21 protein-coding genes are annotated in these 22,195 nt (G+C 73.3%); 12 read left to right on the top strand and 9 right to left on the bottom strand.

Annotated elements, in window-relative coordinates; translation table 11 throughout:
* The first annotated feature begins 77 nt into the window (after positions 1-77).
* Genes ACWGPF_RS13865 through ACWGPF_RS13875 form a run of 3 tightly spaced genes read left to right on the top strand, consistent with a single transcriptional unit; the run spans position 78 to position 5,935 of the window.
* The gene (locus tag ACWGPF_RS13865; RefSeq protein ID WP_452333352.1) at positions 78-4,667 is read left to right on the top strand and encodes an ATP-dependent helicase; all 4,590 of its coding nucleotides are present in this window, start codon (positions 78-80) and stop codon (positions 4,665-4,667) included.
* A complete protein-coding gene (locus tag ACWGPF_RS13870; RefSeq protein WP_452333353.1) occupies positions 4,667-5,446 on the top strand; it encodes a DNA-formamidopyrimidine glycosylase family protein in 780 nt (259 codons plus the stop codon). Before ACWGPF_RS13865 ends, ACWGPF_RS13870 begins: the two co-directional genes overlap by 1 nt.
* 60 nt (positions 5,447-5,506) lie before the next feature.
* On the top strand, positions 5,507-5,935 hold the full coding sequence (locus ACWGPF_RS13875) for a rhodanese-like domain-containing protein (protein WP_452333354.1): 429 nt from the start codon (positions 5,507-5,509) through the stop codon (positions 5,933-5,935).
* Positions 5,936-6,007: 72 nt separating this feature from the next.
* Here ACWGPF_RS13875 and ACWGPF_RS13880 read toward each other — a convergent pair whose 3' ends face one another.
* Positions 6,008-6,415, bottom strand: a complete 408-nt coding sequence (locus ACWGPF_RS13880; RefSeq protein ID WP_345438937.1) for a DapH/DapD/GlmU-related protein — start codon at positions 6,413-6,415, stop codon at positions 6,008-6,010.
* A 190-nt stretch (positions 6,416-6,605) separates the two neighbouring features.
* Here ACWGPF_RS13880 and ACWGPF_RS13885 point away from each other — a divergent pair, with 190 nt between their 5' ends.
* Positions 6,606-7,328: a substrate-binding domain-containing protein gene (locus ACWGPF_RS13885; RefSeq protein ID WP_452333355.1), complete on the top strand. Its 723-nt coding sequence runs from the start codon at positions 6,606-6,608 to the stop codon at positions 7,326-7,328.
* Between the two features lie 22 nt (positions 7,329-7,350).
* Here the strand turns inward: ACWGPF_RS13885 and ACWGPF_RS13890 are convergent, their stop codons facing one another.
* From ACWGPF_RS13890 to ACWGPF_RS13900, 3 genes are read right to left on the bottom strand one after another with little or no spacing between them, the layout of a single operon-like run.
* Positions 7,351-8,151: a tryptophan-rich sensory protein gene (locus tag ACWGPF_RS13890; protein ID WP_452333356.1), complete on the bottom strand. Its 801-nt coding sequence runs from the start codon at positions 8,149-8,151 to the stop codon at positions 7,351-7,353.
* 53 nt (positions 8,152-8,204) lie between these two features.
* Entirely contained in the window at positions 8,205-8,690 is a 486-nt protein-coding gene (locus ACWGPF_RS13895; protein WP_345438931.1) for a glutaminase, read from the bottom strand.
* 24 nt (positions 8,691-8,714) lie between these two features.
* Positions 8,715-9,425 carry a GTP pyrophosphokinase gene (locus tag ACWGPF_RS13900; RefSeq protein ID WP_345438929.1) on the bottom strand — a complete coding sequence of 237 codons (711 nt, stop codon included), beginning with the start codon at positions 9,423-9,425 and terminating at the stop codon, positions 8,715-8,717.
* Positions 9,426-9,494: 69 nt separating this feature from the next.
* On the opposite strand from ACWGPF_RS13900, the gene ACWGPF_RS13905 reads away from it, so the two are divergent.
* The gene (locus tag ACWGPF_RS13905) at positions 9,495-9,812 is read left to right on the top strand and encodes a DUF7882 family protein (protein WP_452333357.1); all 318 of its coding nucleotides are present in this window, start codon (positions 9,495-9,497) and stop codon (positions 9,810-9,812) included.
* A gap of 190 nt (positions 9,813-10,002) precedes the next feature.
* Here the strand turns inward: ACWGPF_RS13905 and ACWGPF_RS13910 are convergent, their stop codons facing one another.
* Together ACWGPF_RS13910 and ACWGPF_RS13915 are read right to left on the bottom strand one after the other, a co-directional pair.
* Complete coding sequence (locus ACWGPF_RS13910) at positions 10,003-10,332, bottom strand: DUF7882 family protein (RefSeq protein ID WP_452333358.1); 330 nt, start codon at positions 10,330-10,332, stop codon at positions 10,003-10,005.
* Between the two features lie 39 nt (positions 10,333-10,371).
* Positions 10,372-10,851: an SRPBCC family protein gene (locus ACWGPF_RS13915; protein ID WP_452333359.1), complete on the bottom strand. Its 480-nt coding sequence runs from the start codon at positions 10,849-10,851 to the stop codon at positions 10,372-10,374.
* Positions 10,852-11,102: 251 nt separating this feature from the next.
* Between ACWGPF_RS13915 and ACWGPF_RS13920 the strand changes: the two genes are divergently transcribed.
* The gene (locus ACWGPF_RS13920; RefSeq protein WP_452333360.1) at positions 11,103-12,752 is read left to right on the top strand and encodes an ABC-F family ATP-binding cassette domain-containing protein; all 1,650 of its coding nucleotides are present in this window, start codon (positions 11,103-11,105) and stop codon (positions 12,750-12,752) included.
* Between the two features lie 71 nt (positions 12,753-12,823).
* Here the strand turns inward: ACWGPF_RS13920 and ACWGPF_RS13925 are convergent, their stop codons facing one another.
* Together ACWGPF_RS13925 and ACWGPF_RS13930 are read right to left on the bottom strand one after the other, a co-directional pair.
* Entirely contained in the window at positions 12,824-13,033 is a 210-nt protein-coding gene (locus tag ACWGPF_RS13925) for a hypothetical protein (RefSeq protein ID WP_345438913.1), read from the bottom strand.
* A gap of 97 nt (positions 13,034-13,130) precedes the next feature.
* Entirely contained in the window at positions 13,131-13,877 is a 747-nt protein-coding gene (locus ACWGPF_RS13930; protein WP_452333361.1) for an enoyl-CoA hydratase/isomerase family protein, read from the bottom strand.
* A gap of 169 nt (positions 13,878-14,046) precedes the next feature.
* On the opposite strand from ACWGPF_RS13930, the gene ACWGPF_RS13935 reads away from it, so the two are divergent.
* From ACWGPF_RS13935 to ACWGPF_RS13955, 5 genes are all read left to right on the top strand, one after another.
* Entirely contained in the window at positions 14,047-14,805 is a 759-nt protein-coding gene (locus ACWGPF_RS13935; RefSeq protein ID WP_452333362.1) for an SDR family NAD(P)-dependent oxidoreductase, read from the top strand.
* Positions 14,806-14,866: 61 nt separating this feature from the next.
* Complete coding sequence (locus ACWGPF_RS13940) at positions 14,867-16,393, top strand: MmgE/PrpD family protein (RefSeq protein WP_452333363.1); 1,527 nt, start codon at positions 14,867-14,869, stop codon at positions 16,391-16,393.
* Complete coding sequence (prpB, locus tag ACWGPF_RS13945; protein WP_452333364.1) at positions 16,393-17,292, top strand: methylisocitrate lyase; 900 nt, start codon at positions 16,393-16,395, stop codon at positions 17,290-17,292. Before ACWGPF_RS13940 ends, prpB begins: the two co-directional genes overlap by 1 nt.
* A 38-nt stretch (positions 17,293-17,330) precedes the next feature.
* Complete coding sequence (locus ACWGPF_RS13950; RefSeq protein WP_452333365.1) at positions 17,331-18,473, top strand: bifunctional 2-methylcitrate synthase/citrate synthase; 1,143 nt, start codon at positions 17,331-17,333, stop codon at positions 18,471-18,473.
* Positions 18,474-18,487: 14 nt separating this feature from the next.
* Positions 18,488-19,669 carry a thiolase family protein gene (locus ACWGPF_RS13955; RefSeq protein WP_452333376.1) on the top strand — a complete coding sequence of 394 codons (1,182 nt, stop codon included), beginning with the start codon at positions 18,488-18,490 and terminating at the stop codon, positions 19,667-19,669.
* On the opposite strand, the gene ACWGPF_RS13960 is transcribed toward ACWGPF_RS13955, so the two are convergent.
* The gene (locus ACWGPF_RS13960) at positions 19,670-20,203 is read right to left on the bottom strand and encodes a flavin reductase family protein (protein WP_345438901.1); all 534 of its coding nucleotides are present in this window, start codon (positions 20,201-20,203) and stop codon (positions 19,670-19,672) included. It abuts the gene before it with no gap.
* Between the two features lie 318 nt (positions 20,204-20,521).
* On the opposite strand from ACWGPF_RS13960, the gene ACWGPF_RS13965 reads away from it, so the two are divergent.
* Positions 20,522-22,195, top strand: a complete 1,674-nt coding sequence (locus tag ACWGPF_RS13965) for a thiamine pyrophosphate-dependent enzyme (protein ID WP_452333366.1) — start codon at positions 20,522-20,524, stop codon at positions 22,193-22,195.

Below are 22,195 nucleotides of genomic sequence, written 5' to 3' on the forward strand. Positions count from 1 at the left end.
CCGCCGCCCTGAGCACTGCCGCCTGCCGTCGGCGCAAGCCCCCGCCCGATGTCGGCGGCCGGGGGCAGGATGGACGGGTGGATGTTCTGGAGCGGTTCGCCGAGGCGACACGGGAGTGGTTCCGCGGTGCCTTCCACGAGCCCACGGCGGCGCAGGCGGGCGCCTGGGAGGCGGTGTCGAAGGGCCGGCATGCGCTCGTCGTCGCCCCGACGGGCTCGGGCAAGACCCTGTCGTCGTTCCTCTGGGCCATCGATCGCGTCTTCCGCGCGAAGGTCGACGACCCCGCCGAGCGCACGCGCATCCTCTACGTGTCGCCGCTGAAGGCGCTCGGCGTCGACGTCGAGCGCAATCTCCGCTCGCCGCTCGTGGGCATCTCCCAGGCTGCCCGCCGTCTGGGCGTGGCCTCCCCCGAGGTGAGCGTCGGCGTCCGTTCCGGCGACACCCCATCGGCCGACCGCCAGCGTCTCGTGCGGCATCCGCCCGACATCCTCATCACGACCCCCGAGTCGCTGTACCTCATGCTCACGAGCCAAGCGCGCGACACCCTCCGCCACGTGCACACCGTGATCGTCGACGAGGTGCACGCGGTGGCCGCGACGAAGCGCGGCGCCCACCTCGCCGTCAGCCTCGAGCGCCTCGACGAGCTGCTCGAGACCCCGGCGCAGCGCATCGGCCTCTCGGCGACCGTCCGCCCGATCGACGAGGTCGCGCGGTTCCTGGGCGGAGCCGCGCCCGTCGAGATCGTCGCCCCGCCGGCGTCGAAGACGTTCGAGCTCACCGTCACGGTGCCCATCGACGACATGCAGAACCCGCCTCCGGCCGCGGGCGCGAGTCCTCCGCCGGGCGCTGCCGACGACGGGGACGAAGACGGCGAGTGGTTCGCGGCGGAGACGACGGAGATCACGGGGTCGGTCTGGCCCCACGTCGAGGAGGCGATCGTCGACCGTGTGCTCGCCCACCGGTCGACCATCGTCTTCGCCAACTCCCGCCGACTCGCCGAGCGGCTCACGGGCCGGCTCAACGAGATCTACGCCGAACGGCTCGGCCTCGATCTGCCCGACGCGGCCGTGCCGGCCGCCATGATGGCGCAGGCGGGGCAGACGGCGGGCGCCGACCCCGTGCTCGCCAAGGCGCACCACGGCTCGGTGTCGAAGGAGCAGCGCGCCGTCGTCGAAGAGGAACTGAAGTCGGGCGCGCTGCGCTGCGTCGTCGCGACGAGCAGCCTCGAGCTGGGCATCGACATGGGCGCCGTCGACCTCGTCGTGCAGGTCGAGGCACCGCCGAGCGCCGCGAGCGGCCTCCAGCGGGTGGGCCGCGCGGGCCACCAGGTCGGCGAGATCAGCCGCGCGGCGCTGTTCCCGAAGCACCGCGGCGACGTGCTGCACACGGCCGTGGTCACCGAGCGGATGCTGCACGGGCAGATCGAGGCCATCGCCGTCCCGCAGAACCCGCTCGACATCCTCGCCCAGCAGACCGTCGCCGCCGCGGCGCTCGGGGAGATCGAGGTGGAGCGCTGGTACGAGATCGTGCGGCGCAGCGCCCCGTTCCGCGCGCTCCCCCGCAGCGCCTTCGAGGCCACGCTCGATCTGCTCGCCGGGCGCTACCCGTCCGACGAGTTCGCCGAGCTCCGCCCGCGCGTCGTGTGGGACAGGGACGCCGGCACGATCGCCGGGCGCCCCGGCGCGCAGCGGCTCGCCGTCACGAGCGGCGGGACGATCCCAGACCGGGGTCTCTTCGGGGTGTTCATCGCCGGCGAGACCCGCAACGCGCGCGTCGGGGAGCTCGACGAGGAGATGGTCTACGAGTCGCGCGTCAACGACGTCTTCACCCTCGGCACGACGAGCTGGCGCATCGTCGAGATCACCCACGATCGCGTGAACGTCCTCCCCGCGTTCGGCCAGCCGGGCAAGGTCCCGTTCTGGCACGGCGACGGCCTCGGGCGCCCCGCCGAACTCGGCGAGGCGCTCGGGCGGTTCTCGCGCGAGATCACGGCAGCCGATCCCGCGAAGGCGCAGCGGCGGCTCATCGACGCAGGCCTCGACGACAAGGCGAGGGCCAACCTCCTCGCCTACCTCGCCGAGCAACGGGAGGCGACGGGCACCCTTCCCACCGACCGATCGCTCACGGTCGAGCGCGGGCGGGACGAGGTCGGCGACTGGCGCATCATCCTGCACTCCCCCTACGGCATGCACGTGCACTCCCCGTGGGCGCTCGCCGTGAACGCCCGCATCCGCGAACGGCTCGGCGTGGAGGGATCGGCCGTGGCGAGCGACGACGGGATCATCGCGCGCATCCCCGACACGGAGGCCGAGCCGCCCGGCGCCGAGCTCTTCGTCTTCGACGCCGACGAGCTCGAGCAGATCGTCACGGACGAGGTCGGCGGATCGGCACTGTTCGCCTCGCGCTTCCGCGAGTGCGCGGCGCGGGCTCTGCTCATGCCCCGTCTCAACCCCGGCAAGCGCATGCCCCTGTGGCAGCAGCGGCAGCGCTCGGCCGCCCTCCTCGAGGTGGCGAAGCGGCACCCCGCCTTCCCCGTCATCCTCGAGACCCTCCGCGAGGTGCTGCAGGACGTCTACGACGTCCCCGCCCTCTTGCGCGTCACGCGCGCCATCGCCGAGCGGCGCATCCGTCTCGTCGAGACCGAGCCGTCGCAGCCGTCGCCCTTCGCGCGCGACCTCCTGTTCGGCTACGTCGGCGCCTTCATGTACGAGGGCGACTCGCCTCTCGCGGAGCGGCGCGCGGCCGCACTCTCCGTCGATCCCGCGCTCCTCAGCGAGCTGCTGGGGCGTGTGGAGATGCGCGAGCTCCTCGACCCCGACGTGCTCGCCCAGTACGAGACCGAGGTCCAGCGGCTCGCTCCCGACCGCCGGGCACGCGGTCTCGAGGGCGTCGCCGACCTCATCCGGGTGATCGGGCCGCTCCGCACGGCCGAGGTGCAGGAGCGGCTCGAAGACGGCGACGCGGAGACCCATGTCGCCGCGCTCGTCGAGGCGCGCCGCGCCATCCGCGTGCAGGTGGGCGGCGAGGAGCGCATCGCCGCCGTGGAGGACGCCGGGCGCCTGCGGGATGCGCTCGGCACGGCGCTGCCCGTGGGCATCCCGGTGGCGTTCCTCGAGCCGCTCGCCGACCCGCTCGGCGACCTCGTGTCGCGCTACGCCCGCGCGCACGGCCCGTTCACGACCGACGCCGTCGCGACCAGGCTCGGCATCGGCGCCGCCGTCGCCCGGCACACGCTGCAGCGGCTCGAGGCGCAGGGTCGGCTCGCGAGCGGGTTCTTCCTGCCCGAGCGCGAGGGCGCCCTCTCCGACGAGATCGAGTGGTGCGACGCCGAGGCGCTGCGCCGCATCCGGATGCGCTCGCTCGCGGCCCTCCGCGGCAGCGTGGAGCCCGTCGCACCCGACGCGTTCGCGCGCTTCCTCCCCGACTGGCAGCATCTCCGCCGCCCCCTCGAGGGAGTCGACGGCGTGGTCGCGGCCGTCGAGCAGCTCGCGGGGGTGCCCATCCCCGCGAGCGCCTGGGAGTCGCTCGTCCTCCCCTCGCGCGTCCGCGACTACTCCCCCGCGATGCTCGACGAGCTCACGGCGACGGGCGAGGTGGTGTGGTCGGGCCACGGCGCGCTGCCGGGCAGAGACGGCTGGGTCGCGCTGCACCCGGCCGACGCCGTGCCGTTCACGATCGCCGACGGCACGGGCGACATCGCCGACGGCTCGCTCGAGGCGCAGCTCGTCGCGGCGCTCGACGGAGGCGGCGCCTACTTCGCCGGCCAGCTGCGCGCCATGACGGGTGCCGAGAACGAGCAGTCCGTCGTCGAGGCGCTGTGGACGCTCGTGTGGGCGGGCCGCGTGACGAACGACACCTTCGCGCCCCTCCGCACGCTGCTGGGCGGCGGCTCGCAGAGCCACAAGACGGCACGGCGCACACCCCGTGCACGCCTCTACCGCGGCGCCACGTTCCGCCCGTCCGGTGCCGGGGCGACGGCCGCGCCGCCACGGCCCCCCGCCCTCGGCGGGCGCTGGTCGCTGCTCCCCGCCGCCGAGCCCGACGCCGCCGTGCGCGCGACCGCGAGCGCCTCGCTGCTGCTCGACCGCTACGGTGTCGTGACGCGCGGGTCGGTGCAGAGCGAGCAGGTGCCGGGAGGGTTCGCCCAGGTGTACCGCATCCTCGCCGGCTTCGAGCAGGCCGGGCACTGCCGCCGCGGCTACCTCATCGAGCGGCTCGGGGCGGCCCAGTTCGCCGCGTCGTCGACGATCGACCGGCTGCGCCGGTTCGCCGCCGTGCCGGAGCCCGCGCCGCTGCACGCCGTCACACTCGCCGCGACCGATCCCGCCAACGCCTACGGCGCCGCACTGCCGTGGCCCGCGATCGAGGGCGTCAAGCACCGTCCCGGTCGCAAGGCGGGAGGGCTCGTCGTGCTCGTGGACGGCGCCCTCGTGCTCTACCTCGAACGCGGCGGGCGCACCGTGCTGCAGCTCTCCGACGATGAGGACGTTCTCGACGCCGCGGCGCGCGACCTCGTCGCGACCGCGCGGGCACGGCGGCTCGAGACCCTCACCGTCGAGCAGGTGAACGGCGCGTTCGTCTTCGGCACGGCGCTCGGCCGGGCGCTGCGCACCGCCGGGTTCGTCGAGTCGACGAAGGGCCTCACCTTGAGACGGGAGCGCGGCTGATGCCCGAGGGCGACAGCGTCCACCGCGCGGCGCGACGCCTCCACGCCGCGCTCGCCGGCCGCACCGTCACACGGTTCGACCTGCGTGTCCCGCAGGCGGCCACGGCCGACCTCCGCGGCGAGACCGTGCACGAGGTGGTCGCGCGCGGCAAGCACCTGCTGCAGCGCATCGGGGAGCACACCCTCCACACGCACCTGCGTATGGAGGGCGAGTGGCACGTCTACGCGCCCGGCGGGCGATGGCGGCGTCCCGCCTACCAGGCCCGCGCGATCGTCTGCGCCGATGGCGCCGACACGGTCGGCTTCGAGCTCGGGATCGTCGAGCTGCTCCGCACGCGCGACGAAGACGGCACGGTCGGCCACCTCGGACCCGATCCGCTCGGGCCCGACTGGGACCCGGACGAGGCGGCGCGTCGTCTCTCTCGCGACACCCGCGCGGCTCACGTCGCCCTCCTCGATCAGCGCAACGTCGCCGGGTTCGGCACCGAGTACGTCAACGAGCTGCTGTTCCTGCGCGGCATCGCGCCCACGCGGCCCATGGCCGACGTCGACACCGCGGCGCTCGTCGCTCTCGGCGCGCGCACGATCCGTCGCAACGTCGACCAGCCGCAGCGCTCGTTCACGGGCGACGCGCGGCCGGGGCGTCGGATGTGGGTCTACGGCCGCGAGCGCCGGCCCTGCCTGCGATGCGGGTCCCCCGTCCGCAAGAGCGCGATGGGGCCCGACCCGACGCGCGAGCGGCTCGTCTACTGGTGCCCCGTCTGCCAGCCCGCGGAGTGATCCTGCCACGTCGGGCCGGAGCGCCGGCGCGCGATGGGGGCGACCGCTAGCTTCGGTCTCATGACGAACTCCGCCGCAGCCGACCACTTCCGCGCCAAGCTGTCGTTCGAGACCGACGCGTCCGACGTCCGCGCAGACCAGCTGGCCGGCGCTTCCTTCGTCCTCGTCGACACGCGCTCGCGCGAGGCGTGGGACCAGGGGCATGCCGTCGGGGCCGTTCATCTCCCCACGCGCGAGATCGAGGCGCGCGCCGCAGCCGAGATCCCCGCCGGCACCCCCGTGGTGGTGTACTGCTGGAGCCCCGGCTGCAACGGCGGCGACAAGGCGGCCCTCGCCTTCGCCCTGCTCGGCTACGAGGTGCGGCTGCTCATCGGCGGCTTCGAGTACTGGGCGCGCGAGGGCTACCCCGTCGAGGACGCCGGCGGACCGGTCGTCCGCGCCGTCGATCCGCTCGTCGGCCCCGTCGGCGCGCCCGCCTGCGCCTGCTGAGCACGTCGCAGCGCATGCGACACGCACGACGACCCCGGCCTTCGGCCGGGGTCGTCGTGCGTGTCCGGGTCGTCAGGCGGCGAGCAGGAACCCCTTGCGGTCGGTCGCGACCGCCTCGCCCTGACGGATGGTGATGTCGTCGCCGATGAGCGATCCGGCGGCGACGCGCGCTCCCTCTCCCACCGACGTCCGCACGCCGATGTGGGCGTTCGCCCCGATCATGGCACCCGGCCCGATGTGCGCTCCGGCGTCGATCATGGCCTTCGGGCCGATCAGCGCATTGGCGTCGATCCAGGCTCCGCTCGCGATGCGCGCTCCCGCGGAGATGCGCGCACCCGGTTCGACATACGCCCCCGCCTCGACACGCGCGTCGGGGTGGACCTTCGCTCCTGTGGCGATGAGCCCCCGACCGTTCACGTGCTTGCGGTAGCGCAGCAGCTCGCCCTGGTCGTTCTCGATGTCGACGTAGTTCTTACCCACGATGCCCTTCTGCGGCCCCGGGTGAGGCCGGACACCTGCGACAACGAGCGGCCCCCGCGGGATATTCCCGTGAATGGACATCGCCCGTCGCCCGCAGCCGTCCCGGCCGTCTGGCGCCTCGATTGCGGTGGTCCGATGCGGCGCGGGGCCGCGGATGGCCGCCCGTGCGGTCGCCGCGTAGGCTGGCGGGATGGCGCAGGGCAGGGGTTCCGGAGGTCGCGCGCGCGGACGCGCGCCGAAGCCGTCCGGGCGCACGCCGAAGCGCGCCACGAGTCCGCTCCGCTCCGTCTCGACGGACCCCGCTCCGGCCCCCCTCGCTCCGGGCGTCCTCCGTCTGGGCGCCGTGCCCGGTGCGACCCCGGGGCGGTGGATCGACCGGTGGAACGAGCGGATGCCCCACATCGCCCTCGAGCTCGTCCCGCTCGACGCGGACGATGCGCGCCGCGCGCTCGACGAGCGCAGGGTCGACGCCGCCATCGTCCGCCGCCCGATCGACGAGGCCGGCCTCCACGTCATCCCGCTCTACGACGAGGTGCCCGTGGTCGTCGTCTCGGCGGATTCCGAGCTCACCGTCGTCGATGAGCTCACGGCCGACGACCTCGCCGGGAGCGTCCTCCTCGTCCCTCGAGACGACGTCCTCGGCTCCCTCGACCTCCCCGGCACGGTCGCGCCCTCCTTCGAACCGCTCGAGACGACGGCCGACGCCATCGCGACCGCGGCGACGGGCGTCGGCGTCGTCGTCGTGCCGATGTCGCTCGCCCGGCTGCATCATCGACGCGATGTGACCTACCGGCCGCTCGCAGGCGGGCCGCTCTCGCCCGTGGCGTTCGCGTGGCTCCGCGACCGCGACGGCGACGATGTGCAGGCGCTCGTCGGCATCATCCGAGGCCGCACGGCGAACTCCTCGCGCTGACCGCGATCCGGCGTCGGCGTCCTCATGCCGAGGCACGCGCCGTCTCCCGCGCCGCCCGCCGCACGAGAGCCGCGGCGGCGATGACGACCGCCACGACGATCGCGGCGACCCCGATGGCGGTGTCGGCCGGCTCCCCCGCGAGGCGCCCCACGGCGAGCCACGCGAGCCCCCATGCGAGGGCCGCGGCCGGCGCGACGCGCCCCCGCCCCTGCCATCCGATCGCGATGCCGACGACGGCGACCACCGCGAGCACGACGACGCCGACGACCGAGGCGAACGCCGCCCAGTCGTCAGGAGCCGTCTGGGTCAGCCACGCGGCGACGTTGGCGACGGTCGCGAGCGTCACCCATCCGAGGTGGAGACCCGTGACCCCGTCGACGAGGGTCGCAGAGACGACGCCGCGGCCGGGCCGGCGGACGATGCGCCGGAAGGTCAGTCCGAGCACAGCCGCGAGCACGGCGATGACGACGACCGTGACGGGGAGGGTCGTGAACTGCGCAGCGAGCAGCCACAGCCCGTTCAGGACCTCCGTCGCGGCGATCCACCACCCGAGGCTCCGCTGCCTCTCGCTGTCCCGCTGGCCGGGGAGCGCCTGCCAGACGGCATAGGCGATGAGCCCCGCGTAAATCGCCGTCCAGATCGAGAAGGCCTGGCGTGCGGGCGCGAGGAAGCTCGCGTCGGCGTCGAGTGCGCCGCCCTGCAGCTCCTGCACGGGCGTGCCGCCGAGGAGCCCCGTGCCCACCATGGCGGCGATGATCATGAAGGTCGTCGCCGAGAGGACGGCGACCTGGCGGAGGATGTCGGACGAGCGCGTCGCGGTCATGCCGTCACGCTAACGACCGCGTCGCCCGCGCTCACGGGCTTGACAGCGGCGCCTCAGTCGGGAAGGCCGACGGCGAGCCGCACCTGCTCATCGAGGTACTCGTCGAGCGGCCGGAGGAATCCTGCCGGCGACCACCGGACGAGGAGGCGTCCGTCGCGCCACGACAGCGGACCGTCCGCCCCGCCCGCCGCCACGCGATCGACGTCGACGGGCCGCCAGTCGAGATGGAAGGTCTCGCCCTCGGCGAACCCCCCGCGGAACGCCATCGCCCGCAGCTCCGCGCGCTGCCGCTGCGACTCGGCGGCATAGCCGCGGCGCACCTCCTCGGCCGCACGCAGGATGGTCCCGGTGGCGGCGAGCAGATCGTCTCCGACGAGCAGGACGCCGAGATGCCGTGCGGCGCCGACCCGCACGATGCGCGGGCGCGCGCCGAGCGCGCGCACGACGCGCCCCCGCTCGACGAACGACCCGAGTCCTTCCTCGGGGACGCCGTCGAGCCGCGCGCGGGTCGCGGCGAGCAGGGCGGGCAGATCGTCCATCCGCCCCACCCTACCGACGCCGCGTCACGCCGCGGTCGGCCCGCCGTCGCCGCGCGCGAGCAGCTGGAGGGGTGCGACGGGGGCGGGCCGTTCTCCGTGCAGCTCGCGGTGGAGGCGCTCCATGCGGTCGTCGAGCTCGGCGGCCGTGAGCGCGGCGTCGCGCAGGCTGTCGGTGAGACGTCCCGGCACCTGCTTGTCGTACTTGTAATAGATCTTGTGCTCGAGGCTGGCCCAGAAATCCATCGCGATCGTCCGGAACTGCACCTCGACGGGCACCTGGACCGGCCCCGTCGAGAGGAAGACCGGCACCTCGACGATGGCGTGCAGGCTCTTGTACCCGTTGTCCTTGGGGTTCGCGATGTAGTCCTTCACCTCGCGGACCGTGATGTCGTCCTGCCGGACCAGCAGCTCGAACAGGCGGTAGGCGTCGGTCACGAAGCTGCACGTGACGCGGACCCCCGCGATGTCGAGGATGCTCTCCCTGATGGCCGCGATGGACGGCTCGAGCCCCTTGCGGTCGGCCTTCTCCGCGATGCTGTCCATCGTCTTCAACCGGCTCGAGACGTGCTCGATGGGGTTGTACGCGTGCGCGTGCTCGAAGTCCTCGCGGAGGATGGAGAGCTTCGTCTCGATCTCGCGCATCCCGAACCGGTACTCGTTGAGGAACCGCTGCATCTCGTCGCGGAGGGCTCGAGCCTGCTCGAGCATGTCGTCGTCGACGGGAGTCGGGCTCATGCGCACCACGCTAGCGCCGGGCACTATGCGGCGGCTGTGAGACCGCACGCGACGCGCTACGGTGGCGCCATGGGCACCCTCTATTACGGCGCATCCGCGTCGCCGATCCACATCGACGACCGCGCGCTCGCGCACCTGAAGGTCGTCATCATCTCCAAGCTCCGGCGCGACGAGAGCTTCGCCGTGTCGTGGCGTCATCCCGAGGACCAGCCGGCCGGCCGCAGCACCATCTGGGTGCACCCCGCGATCCCGGTCCGCTTCGAGTTCGACGAGCCCGTCGCGCCGGAGCTCAATCGCGAGTGGCTCGATGAGCTCGCGCAGTCGGCGAGCGCGCTGGGCGGCATCACGCTCGTCGAGGAGCACATCATCTCCCCCGAGGAGGCCTGACGGCGCCCGGCGCTGTCAACCCCCTTCGCCGCCGTCCGCCCGCCGTCGCGACTGGTGCGACCGACGAGGCGAGGTGGCGCGATGAAGGCGCTCCCATGGCAGGGACGACGACGGATCGAGACGAGCACCGTGCCGGACCCCCGGATCGCAGCCCGCCCCTGATTCCGACGATCGTCGGAATCGCTGTCGCTCAGACGGCGTCGGACCCGTGCTGGTCGTCCGCCGGCTCGATCGGCTCCGGCATGATCGTGAGGCCCGACGGGCCGCTCGCCGCCTTCATGAGCTCGTCGAGCCAGAGGCGGTTGAGCCGCGGGGAGCGCCCGCCCGAGAACTGGAACTGCAGGGGCACCGAGGGGTGGAGCCAGAACGACCGCCGCCCTGTCCCCTCACCGAGGGAGGCGTCGAACATGAACGGCTCGGAGCGGCGCAGCTTGTTCATCACGACGATGCGGAGATGTGCGAGCGCGCGGTCGTCGATGTCGACCGAGTCCCCGCCGGAACCGTAGATGAATCTGCCCATGCCGGGATCCTATCCAGGATCCATTCGGGTATCCCGGCGTCAGAGCGCGTCTGCGGGACCGCCGCGGTCGTCGTGGATCTCTCCGCGCCATCCGCCCGTCGCCTCGTCGCGCTCCTCGATGAAGGCCTTGAACCGCTCGAGGTCGCGCTGCGCCTGCCGGCTGTCGACCCCGAGCGCGGCGCCGAAGGTCTCGAACACGCCGTCCGGCTCCCACACCATGCGCAGGCGGATGCGCGTCCCCCCGTCGACTGCGGCGAAGTCCACGCGGCCGACGTGGAAGACGCCGTCCGTGCTCTGCCACACGATGTGGTCGTCCGGCACCTGGTCGACGACGTCGGCATAGAAGTCCTCCGTGCGGCCGCCGATGCGGACCGACCAGCGCGAGCGCACGTCGTCGATCTGGCGGACCGACTGCACGGCGCCGAGATACTCGGGGAACGTCTCGATCTGCGTCCACTGGTCGTATACGCGCCTCACGGGTGCGGCGACGTCGATCTCCGCGGTGAGCGCGGTGGCCATGATGACTCCCTCCGGGGCCGGCGAAGCGCCGTCCCCTCTCCCGGCTCGATGCTACGAATCGCGCCGGGCGCGGCGACACGGGTTGACGATCGACGCGATCCGCTATATCGCGGCTCGGCTATCGCGGCGGCCGACGCGGGTCAACCGTCTGGGTGGCCGGGGACCTGCGCCGGCGCGGTTCGGCGGAGTCCAAGCCCGTCGGCGCACCGCACGCGGAGTCGTCCGTCGAATCGGAATGAGACGATGGCGGGATGACCGCCACCCTCGTCGCCGGCGGCCTCGCCGGCGGATACGGCCACCGCACGCTCTTCGACGGCGTCGACCTCACGGTCGCCCCCGGAGACGTCGTCGGCATCGTGGGAGTCAACGGAGCCGGCAAGTCGACGCTGCTGCGGATCCTCGGCGGCGCTCTCGCGCCCCAGGCGGGGACGGTGTCGCTGTCACCCCCCGACGCCTTCGTAGGGCTGCTGCCGCAGGAGCACGATCGCGTGCCGGGCGAGACCGTCGCCGCCTACCTCGCGAGACGGACCGGGTGCGCGCAGGCGACCGCCGACATGGACTCCGCGGCGACCGCGCTCGCCGACCCCGAGGCGGCCGACGCCGACGCCTATGCGGCGGCGCTCGACCGCTGGCTCGCGAGCGGCGCCGCCGACCTCGAGGAGCGCATCCCCGCCGTGCTCGCCGAGCTGGGCCTCCCCTTCGACGGCCAGACCGCGCAGACGGCGCTCATGACCTCGCTCTCGGGCGGCCAGGCCGCACGCGTCGGCCTCGCGGCGCTCCTGCTCTCGCGGTTCGACATCGTGCTGCTCGACGAGCCGACCAACGACCTCGACCTCGACGGGCTCGCGCGCCTGGAGCAGTTCGTGAAGGGGCTCCGCGGCGGCGTCGTGCTCATCAGCCACGACCGCGAGTTCCTCTCCCGGTGCGTCACGCGCGTGCTCGAGCTCGATCTGCCGCAGGCCTCGCACCGGATGTACGGCGGCGGATACGAGGCGTACCTCGAGGAGCGCGCGACCGCTCGACGTCACGCCCGCGAGGCGTACGACGAGTTCGCCGACAAGAAGGCCGACCTCGTCGCCCGGGCGCGCGTGCAGCGCGAGTGGTCGAGCCAGGGTGTCCGCAACGCGCTCCGCAAGGCACCGGACAGCGACAAGATCCGCCGGCGCGCCTCTCAGGAGTCGTCGGAGAAGCAGGCCCAGAAGGTGCGGCAGATGGAGAGCCGCATCGCGCGCCTGGAGGAGGTGGACGAGCCGCGGAAGGAATGGCAGCTGCAGTTCTCGATCGGGAGCGCCCCTCGCTCGTCAAGCGTCGTGGCGACGCTCTCGAACGCGGTCTTCCGACGAGGGTCCTTCGCGCTCGGACCGGTCTCGCTGCAGGTCGACGGCGGCGACCGCATCGGCATCACGGGCCCCAACGGCGCGGGCAAGACGACGCTGCTGGCGGGTCTGCTCGGGCGCATCGCGCCGGATGAGGGCACGGCGAGCCTCGGGGCGAGCGTGCGGATCGGCGAGATCGACCAGGCGAGGGCTCTGCTGCAGGGCGACGGTCCGCTGCTCTCGCGCTTCGAGGCGGCCGTGCCGTCGCTCGCCGGCGCCGAGGCGCGCACGCTCCTCGCGAAGTTCGGCCTCAAGGCCGACCACGTCGACCGGCCGCTCGGCGCCCTCTCGCCCGGCGAGCGCACGCGGGCGGGGATGGCCGTGCTGCAGGCCGAGGGCGTCAACGTCCTCGTGCTCGACGAGCCGACCAACCATCTCGACCTCGCGGCGATCGAGCAGCTCGAGCAGGCGCTGGACGCCTACGACGGCACCCTGCTCCTCGTCACGCACGACCGCCGCATGCTGCAGAACACCCGCGTCGACCGCCGGTGGGAGGTCGACGCGGGTGCCGTGACGGAACGCTGACGAGGCGACGACGCAGAAGGGGCGCCGGACGGTCCTCACACGGCCGCCGGGCGCCCCGATGCGCGAGCTCGTCAGTCGACGGGCTCCGTCTGGGTGCGGATGTACTGCACGTCGCGCTCGCTCAGCGTCGCGCCGTCGTCGATCAGCGCGCCCGTCGCGTTCGCGATCTCCTGGCGCACCGTTCCGACGAGCGGCGCGGAGGGGTACTCCAGCAGCACGTTCCGCGTGTCGATCGAGAGGTGCGGCCACCACTCGTTGATCGGAGGCAGTTCGTCGGCCATGACATCTCCTTCCGTCGGTGATCGCACGGTAGGCGCACGAATCGGCACCGGGCCATCCGATTGACACGCACGCGCGCGGTGCTATCGGCGCCGCCCGCTACGTCCGCGCGAACGCCGCCACGCGCGCGATCGAGAACGGGGTCGCCGCCTCGCGCGCGATGGCCTCGCGTTCGGCGGCGAGCGCGTCGGAGTACGACCCGCCTGCCGAGAGCAGGCCCTTCGTCGCCGCCGGCGCCGTGGGCCCGGCCTTGCGGATGGACGACACGACGTCGCGGACGGCCTCGTCGAGCCCGTCGGCCGGGGCCATCCGCTCGACGAGGCCCCAGTCGAGGGCGGTCGCGGCGTCGATGCGCCGCCCGGTCAGCAGCAGGTCGCTCGCACGGCGCTCGCCGATCGCGCGCGGCAGCAGCGCCGTCGCCCCGCAGTCGGGCACGAGGCCGATCGCGCCGTACGCGGGCGTGAACGTGGCCGTGTCGGCCGCGACCGCGATGTCGCTCGCGAGCACGATGCCGATGCCGGCGCCCGCGGCGATGCCGTTCACCCGCGCCACGACGGGCTGGGGGATGGCGGCGAGCGCCTCCATGGCGCGGTTCGCCGCACCGACGAGGTCGAGCATGTAGGCCGACCTGTCGGCCGCACCCGCCATCGCCTGCACGTCGCCGCCCGCGGTGAAGGCGCGCCCCGACCCCGTGACGACGACGACCTCGACGCCCGACGAGGCGGCGCGGAGCGCGGCGTCGGCGAGCGCGGTCGCGACGGGGATGTCGAGGACGTTGAGGCGCTCCGGGCGGTTCATCGTGATCGTCGCGACGCCGTCGGCGACCTCGAGCAGCACGTCGTCCATGGGGTTCCCCTCTCGGCCGCATCTCCTCTGACGCGGCCCCGGCCATCCTGCCATGGGCCCGCCCCTTCCCCCGACGCCGGCCACCGGGGTAGCGTCGGTCACGGGCGCGACGCGGCGCCCGGACGACCCAGGCGCTCACGAGGTGCCGACGAGGGAACGGGGTGGGGCGATGGAGCTCGCGGGCGCATCCGCTGTCGTGACGGGAGGCGCGTCGGGCCTCGGCCTCGCGACCGCCCGACGGCTCGCTGCGGAGGGGGCGCACGTCGTCGTGCTCGATCTCCCGGCCTCCGCGGGCGAACGGGCGGCGGCGGAGATCGGCGGCGCCTTCGTCCCCGCCGACGTCGTCGACGACGCGCAGGTGGACGCGGCGCTCGACGCCGCCGTCGCACACGGGCCGCTGCGTGCGCTCGTGCACTGCGCGGGCGTGCTCTCCCCCGTCCGCGTCGTCGAGCGCGACGGCTCCCCCGGCTCGCTCGAGGCGTTCGAGCGGGTCGTGCGCGTCAACCTCGTCGGCACCTTCAACGTGCTCCGCCTCGCGGCGGCGCGGATGGCCTCGAACGATCCTCTCGACGGCGAGCGCGGCGTGTGCGTGCTGACGGCGTCCGTCGCGGCGTTCGAGGGCCAGATCGGCCAGATCCCCTACGCCGCGTCGAAGGCGGGCGTCGCGGGCATGACGATCGTCGCGGCGCGCGACCTCGCCTCGAAGCTCATCCGCGTGGCGACGATCGCGCCCGGCACGTTCGACACGCCCATGCTCGCCGCCCTCCCCGACGACGTGCGCGCCGGCCTCGCGGCGGCCGTGCCCCACCCTTCCCGTCTCGGCCGGCCCGAAGAGTACGCGGCCCTCGCGGCCCACATCGTCGCCAACCCCATGATCAACGGGGAGACCATCCGCCTCGACGGCGCCATCCGGATGCCGCCGCGATGACCGCGCTGCCCGTGCGCGTGGCACGCTGGAGACATCCCCTCACGACCCCGGAGGCCCGCCGATGACCGTCGTCCACCCCGTCCGCACGTACCGCAGCGACGAGCCGCTGCCGCGCGAGGAGCAGCTCGCCTGGAGGATCGCGGAGGTCGCCGCCGACCCGGTCGCCGTCCCGGCCGAGACCGTCGACATGGTGATCAACCGGGTCATCGACAACGCCGCGGTCGCCGCCGCGTCGCTCACGCGGGCGCCCGTCGTGTCGGCGCGTGCGCAGGCGATGGACCATCCCGTCTCACGCGGCGGCCACGGCGCGGCCGTGACGGGCTGCGCGCTCGACGCCCGCACGAGCCCGGAGTGGGCGGCGTGGGCGAACGGCGTCGCCGTCCGCGAGCTCGACTACCACGACACGTTCCTCGCGGCGGAGTACTCGCACCCGGGCGACAACATCCCGCCGATCCTCGCCGTCGCGCAGCACGTCGGGGCGGATGGCGCGGCACTCGTGCGCGGCATCGCCACCGGATACGAGATCCAGATGGACCTCGTACGGGCCATCTCGCTGCACCGCCACAAGATCGACCATGTCGCGCACCTGGGCCCGTCGGCCGCCGCGGGCATCGGCACCCTGCTCGGCCTCGCGACGGAGACGATCTTCCAGGCCGTCGGGCAGGCCCTCCACACCACGACCGCGACGCGGCAGTCGCGCAAGGGCGAGATCTCGACGTGGAAGGCGCATGCGCCCGCATTCGCGGGGAAGATGGCCGTCGAGGCCGTCGACCGCGCCATGCGCGGGCAGACGAGCCCGTCGCCGATCTACGAGGGCGAGGACGGCGTCATCGCGTGGCTCCTCGACGGGCCGGAGGGCCGCTACTCCGTGCCGCTGCCCGCGCCGGGGGAGCCCAAGCGCGCCATCCTCGACTCGTACACGAAGGAGCACTCCGCCGAGTACCAGGCGCAGGCGTGGATCGACCTCGCCCGCCGACTCGGCGCCGAGCGCCCCGAGTTGCGCGACCCCGAGAACGTCCGCTCGATCGTGCTGCACACCTCGCATCACACGCACGTCGTCATCGGCTCGGGGTCGGGAGACCCTCAGAAGTACGATCCGACGGCATCGCGCGAGACGCTCGACCACTCGATCCCGTACATCTTCACCGTCGCTCTGCAGGACGGCGGATGGGACCACGTCGACTCCTATGCGCCCGAGCGCGCCGCGCGGGCCGACACCGTCGCCCTGTGGCAGAAGGTCACGACGGCGCTCGACGACGAGTGGACGCGGCGGTACCACTCCGACGACCCCGATGAGAAGGCGTTCGGCGGCCGCGTCGAGATCGCTCTCTCCGACGGCTCGACGATCGGCGACGAGATCGCCGTCGCCGATGCCCATCCCCTCGGTGCCCGGCCGTTCGCGCGCGCCGACTACGAGAGGAAGTTCCGCACGCTCGCGGAGCCCGTGCTCGACGCCGCCGAGGTCGATCGCTTCCTCGACCTCGCCCGACGTCTGCCCGAGCTCGCACCGGCCGAGGTCGCCGACCTCTCCCTCGTCGCCCGCGCCGGGGTTCTCGACTCCGTGCCGTCGCCGAGGGGGCTGTTCTGATGCTGTACGCGCAGACCCCCGCGCACGAGAAACGGCGCCTGTTCCGCGACGCGCTCGCCTCGGGCGAGCTGCTGCGGCTTCCCGGCGCGTTCAACCCGCTCTCCGCACGGCTCATCGAGCGCAAGGGCTTCGACGGGGTGTACATCTCGGGCGCCGTGCTGTCGGCCGATCTCGGCCTGCCCGACATCGGCCTCACGACGCTCACCGAGGTCGCGCAGCGCGCGGGTCAGATCGCGCGCATGACCGAGCTGCCGGCGATCGTCGACGCCGACACCGGCTTCGGCGAGCCCATGAACGTCGCGCGCACCATCCAGACCCTCGAAGACGCCGGCCTCGCGGGAACCCACATCGAGGACCAGGTCAACCCCAAGCGCTGCGGCCATCTCGACGGAAAGGAGGTCGTCGACCTCGCCACCGCGACCAAGCGCATCCGCGCCGCCGCCGATGCGCGTCGCGATGCGAACTTTCTGATCATGGCGCGCACCGACATCCGTGCCGTCGAGGGCCTGGAGGCGACGATCGACCGCGCGAAGGCGCTCGTCGACGCGGGCGCCGACGCGATCTTCCCCGAGGCGCTGCGCGGCCTCGGCGAGTTCGAGGCCGTCGCCTCGGCGCTCGACGTGCCCGTGCTCGCGAACATGACCGAGTTCGGCAAGAGCGCGCTGTTCACGATCGACGAGCTGCGCGCCGCCGGCGTGCGGATGGCGATCTGGCCCGTCTCGCTGCTGCGGATGGCCATGGGCGCCGCGGAGCGCGCGCTCGATACGCTGCTCGCCGACGGCGCCCTCGACGCGCAGCTGGGCGCCATGCAGCACCGCGCCGACCTCTACGACCTCATCGACTACCAGGGCTACAGCCGATTCGACGCGGGGGTGTTCGACTTCACGGTCGAGCGCTGACCGGCACGACGCACGCGACACGACGCAAGGGAGCGGACATGACGGACGAGATCAGGAGGGGCCTCGCGGGGGTCGTCGTCGACGAGACGGCGATCTCGAAGGTCAACCCCGAGACGAACAGCCTGCTGTACCGCGGCTACCCCGTGCAGGAGCTCGCCGAGACGCAGCCGTTCGAGGCCGTCGCGCATCTGCTCTGGCACGGCGAGCTGCCGACGGGCGACGAACTGGCCGCGCTGCGGGCCGAGGAGCGCGGGCACCGCCCCCTCGCGCCCGACGTCAAGGCGATCATCGACCTCACGTCGCTCGGCGCGCATCCGATGGACGAGGTGCGCACGGCCGTGAGCGCGCTCGGCGCCGACGACCTCGCGGGCACGGGCACGGTCCTCGACGCGAGCGGATCGCACGACGACAACCTCGCGCGCAGCGTGCGGCTGTTCGCCGCCCTCCCCGCGCTCGTCGCCTACGGCCAGCGGCGCCGGCGCGGGCTCGGCCCCGTCGAGCCGCGCGACGACCTCGACTACGCGGCGAACTTCCTGTGGATGACGTTCGGCGAGGAGCCCGACCCCGTCGTGGTGTCGGCCTTCGAGCGCTCGATGATCCTCTACGCCGAGCACTCGTTCAACGCCTCCACGTTCACCGCCCGCGTCGTCGCCTCCACGCTGAGCGACCTGTACTCGGCTGTCACCGCGGCCATCGGCGCGCTCAAGGGCCCGCTACACGGGGGCGCGAACGAGGCCGTCATGCACGTGCTCCGCGAGATCGGCACGCCCGAGGAGGTCGGGCCGTGGCTCGACCGCGCCCTCGCCGAGAAGCGCAAGATCATGGGCTTCGGGCACCGCGTCTACAAGAACGGCGACTCGCGGGTGCCGACAATGAAGCACGCGCTCGCCGCGCTCGCCGAGCATGTCGGGCGCCCCGACGTGCTCGCGCTGAGCGACGCGCTCGAGCGCGAGTTCGTCGCCCGCAAGGGCATCCATCCGAACCTCGACTACCCGTCGGGGCCTGCCTACGACCTGATGGGGTTCGACACCGCGACGTTCACCCCGCTGTTCGTCGCCGCGCGCGTGACCGGATGGACGGCGCACATCCTCGAGCAGCAGGCGGCGAACGCGCTCATCCGCCCCCTGTCGGCCTACGTCGGGCCCGGCGAGCGCCACGTGCCGGGATACACGGGCGCGTGAACGGCACCAGCCGCATGCACGAGAAGGTCGTCATCGTCGCAGGAGCGCGCACGCCCGTCGGATCGTTCGGCGGCGTCTTCGCCGGCACCGACGCGCACCTGCTCGGCGCCGCGGCCGTGACCGAGGCGCTGCGGCGCGCAGGGATCGACGGCGCCGACATCGACGAGGTCGTGATGGGCTGCGTCGGCCAGTACGGCCCCGACGCCTACAACGCGCGACGCGTCGCCCTCGCGGCGGGACTGCCCGACCGCGTGCCGGCGCTCACCGTCAACCGGCTGTGCGGGTCGGGCGTCCAGGCGATCTGGTCGGGCGCTCAGGAGCTGCTCTGGGGCGGCGTCGACGTCGTCGTGGCCGGCGGCGACGAGAGCATGTCGCGGACGCCCTATCTGGCGTACGGCGAGCGCGGCAATGCGCGGCTCGGCGATCGCGCGCTCCAGGACGGCACGCTCGCGTACCTCGTCGACCCGTTCAGCGGCCGCCACATGGGCACGACGGCCGAGAACGTCGCCGAGCGCTACGGCGTCTCACGGGCCGAGCAAGACGCCTTCGCCCTCGAGAGCCAGCGGCGCGCGGCGTCGGATGGCGCGCAGGCCGCGTTCGCGGACGAGATTGTCGCCGTGCGCACGGCCGGGCGCTCTCCCGTCGAGGTCGCGTACGACGAGCATCCCCGTCCGGAGACGACGGCGGAGGCGCTCGCGCGGCTGCGACCCGCCTTCCAGGAGGGCGGCTCGGTGACGGCCGGAAACTCCTCGGGCGTCAACGACGGCGCGGCGGCGACCGTGCTGGTGCGCGAGGCCGACGCGCGGGAGAGGGGGCTGCGCGGACTCGCGACGGTCGAGGCGGTCACGACGGCCGGCATGGACCCTGCGCTCATGGGCTACGCCCCCGTGCTCGCGCTCTCGCGGCTCTGGGAGCGCACGGGTCTCGCCGCGGACGACGTCGACGTGTTCGAGGTGAACGAGGCGTTCGCCGCGCAGGCGGTCGCCGTCATCCGGGACGCCGGCCTCGACCCCGAGCGGGTGAACCCGTACGGCGGCGCGATCGCGCTCGGCCACCCCGTCGGCGCGACGGGCGCCATCCTCACCGTGCGCGCCGCCCTCGACCTGCACCGCCGCGATCTCGAGTACGCGGTCGTGACGCTGTGCATCGGCGGCGGCCAGGCCATCGCGATGCTGCTGCGCCGGTGGGACGGTTGATCAGATGCGGTACGAGGACTCGTCCTCGCGGTGCAGGTGGCGGTACTCGCCCTTGAAGTAGAGGAGGGGCGTGCCCTCGCCGTGCCAGTCCTCGGGGCTGAGCTCGACGACGCGGCCGACGACGATCCAGTGGTCTCCCGCGTCGTACTCGGCCCACAGCTCGGCGTCGACCCACATGAGGGTGCTCGCGATGACGGGGTCGCCCGATGCGGCGGCGTTCCAGTCGATGCCCGCCCACTTGTCCGTGCCCTTGCGCGCGAACTGGCTGGAGACGCCGATCTGCTCGCTCTCGAGGACGTTGACCGCGAAGCGGCCGGTCTCGCGGATGCGGGGCCATGTGGTGGACGTCTTCATGACGCTGAAGGAGACGAGGGGCGGGTCGACCGAGACGCTGTAGAACGACTGGCACGTGAACCCGATGGGCTCTGCCCCGTCGTGTCCCGTCACGATCGTGATGCCCGAGGCGTAGTGGCCCAGGGCGTCGCGGAAGCGGCGCGCGTCGATCGCGGGCGCCTCGAGTGCCGTCTCGGTCATACTGCTCCTCCGCGTCGGGGCCGGCGTCTCCGGCCCTCCCGAGTATGGGAGGTCCGCGTCGCGGGCGGGCGCGGTGTTGCGGGAGGTTTCACCGCCTGACGGCGTGTGACGCCCGAAGCGGTCTGCGGCGCCCGGTCGGCGGGTCGGAAGGCCTCCCGACTGGGAGAGCGCATTCCTGCGCGGTCTTGTCCGGCCAATCACCCCGTGAGGTTTCTCCTGCGATCAAGATCGACGGAAATTATCGCGATATGGGCCATCCGACCCACGTCGACGCGGCGCATCCTGGAACCACCTCAGCCCTCGCACGATGGAGTGACCGTGACAGACGCCCTGCTCGCGACCGCCGCACCCGACGCGGCGATCCCCCCGACCGTCTCGGCCGGGCACGCGATCGTCCGCTCGCTGGAGGCGCACGGGATCCCGCGCGCCTACGTCGTGCCCGGAGAGAGCTTCCTCGAGGTCCTCGACGGCCTGCACTCCTCCTCGATCGAGACGATCGTCTGCCGTCAGGAGGGCGGAGCGGCGTACATGGCCGAGGCGGAGGGAAAGCTCTCCGATCTGCCCGGCGTCGCCATGGTGACGCGCGGACCGGGCGCCGCGAACGCCCTCGTCGGGCTCCACACCGCCTGGCAGGACTCGACGCCGCTCATCCTCTTCGTCGGGCTCATCCCGAAGGACCATCGCGACCGCGAGGCCTTCCAGGAGTTCGACATCCACGGCTGGTTCGACAAGGGCGCCAAGCGCGTGCTCGTCCTCGACTCCGCGGAGCGCGCCAGCGAGACCGTCGCGGAGGCGGTTTTCGCCGCGCGCTCGGGCCGGCCGGGTCCCGTCGTCGTCGGACTCCCCGAGGACATCGTCCGCGAGCACGTCGACGCCTCCGTGCACCCGCCCATCCCCGTGGCGTGCGGCGGCATCGCCGGCCTCGACGCCGCGGCCCTCGTCGAGGCGCTCGCGCAGGCGGAGAAGCCCCTCTTCGTCACCGGCGGCAGCGACTGGACCCCCGAGTCGGCCGCGCAGCTCACGGGATGGCTGGAGCGACAGGGCATCGCGGCCGCCGCGGAATGGCGCACGGAGGGGGTCGTCGCCTTCGATTCGCCGTCGTACGTCGGCCCGATCGGCTACGGGCGCCCGAAGCCGACCTTCGACCTCTTCGAGGAGACCGACCTGCTCGTCTTCATCGGCACGGTCCCGGGCGACGTCCTCACGAGCGGCTACATCGCACGGCAGGGATGGCACCGGCGCAACTTCCTCGTGTCGATGGACCCTCTCCTGCGCGGGCGGTCGGGCGCCGTCTCGCACCAGATCGTCGCCAAGCCGCCCGCGTTCGTCCGCGACCTCGTCGCGCTCGACATCCCGACGCGCCCGCAGTGGGCGGCGTGGACCGCGCGGATGCGGGCCCAGCAGGAGCGCTTCGCCGCCCTCCCCGCCGCCGGGGCGTCGGGCCCCGCCCGCATGGACACCCTCATGGCCGTGCTCGTGCCGCAGCTCGACGACGACGCGCTCGTCACCTTCGGCGCCGGCGAGCACACGAACTGGGCGCACCGGTACTTCCCGACGCGCGCCTACCCGGCCATGGCGAGCGCGGGCAACGGGTCGATGGGCTACTCGGTGCCGTCGGCCGTCACGGCGGCGCTGCTCTTCCCCGGCCGGCAGATCGTGACGATCGCGGGCGACGGCGAGTTCCTCATGAACGGCCAGGAGCTCGCCACGGCACGCCAGCACGGCGCCGCCCCTCTCGTCGTCGTCATGGACAACCAGGAGTACGGCACCATCCGCACGCACCAGGAGCGGCACCATCCCGGTCGCGTCTCCGGCACGCAGCTCGTGAACCCCGACTTCGCCGCGATGGCGACGGCCTTCGGGGGCGCGGGCTTCCGGGTCGAGCACGACGCCGACGTGCCGGATGCCGTCGCCGGCACCCTCGCCGCCACACGGGAGGGGCGCTTCGCCCTCATCCACCTCGTCGTCGGCCAGCGCGAGCAGGCCTACTGA

The sequence above is a fragment of the Microbacterium sp. NPDC055683 genome, assembly GCF_053617895.1.